Source organism: Shewanella saliphila, from assembly GCF_014648295.1.
GTDB lineage: Bacteria > Pseudomonadota > Gammaproteobacteria > Enterobacterales > Shewanellaceae > Shewanella > Shewanella saliphila.
In genome coordinates this window covers 1-532 of record NZ_BMQV01000121.1, presented here as the reverse complement: position 1 = coordinate 532, position 532 = coordinate 1, and the positions used below count along the sequence as shown (strand labels likewise).

Here is a 532-nt window from a genome sequence, read left to right as displayed (position 1 = left end):
CTCCGCCAACTTAAGATGAAGGCCTTTGCAGTAATGCAAAGGCCTTTTTCGTATTTGAAATTTGAAAATCTAATCAGCGTGGTAAAGCCGTTTGCTGCACTATATGTACCGCAGACGGCTTGTCATTCGCTCCGTCGCGGGATCATTCTTATTACAATCAATGCCTGCTCCGCCAACGACATCGAAGCCTCGTCTCACGACGATGCTTTTTTGTATCTGTAATGCATAAAATTTAAAAATCAAATATCTCGGTTGTTCAGTTTTACCCTCTGCATAGTCATACTAATACCAATCCGCATTGAATTGTGATCTAATGTGCTCATCATTTCTAAATCATTTTATTCTTTGAAAAACTACACAGCTTTTGAACTCGTTAAATTATCAAAGTCAGAAAAAGATGCTCGTTTGCGCATTCGCTTATTGGCCATTTCATGTTTCTTGGAATGCCACAATCGCGCTCAAGTTGCTCGCCAGTTAAAGGTAAGTCGTCGCAGTGTCAATGAATGGGTTAAAAACTACTTAAATACTGGCA

The 532-nt window shown here is 39.8% G+C and carries 2 protein-coding genes; both read left to right on the top strand.

The genetic code is table 11. The features are described 5' to 3' along the window. On the top strand, window positions 1-222 hold a 222-nt coding region (locus IEY48_RS20530; protein ID WP_229786619.1), incomplete at its 5' end, for a hypothetical protein. Window positions 223-345: 123 nt separating this feature from the next. Continuing rightward, window positions 346-532 (top strand): helix-turn-helix domain-containing protein (locus IEY48_RS20350; protein WP_188923351.1); only part of this gene is annotated, 187 nt, incomplete at its 3' end.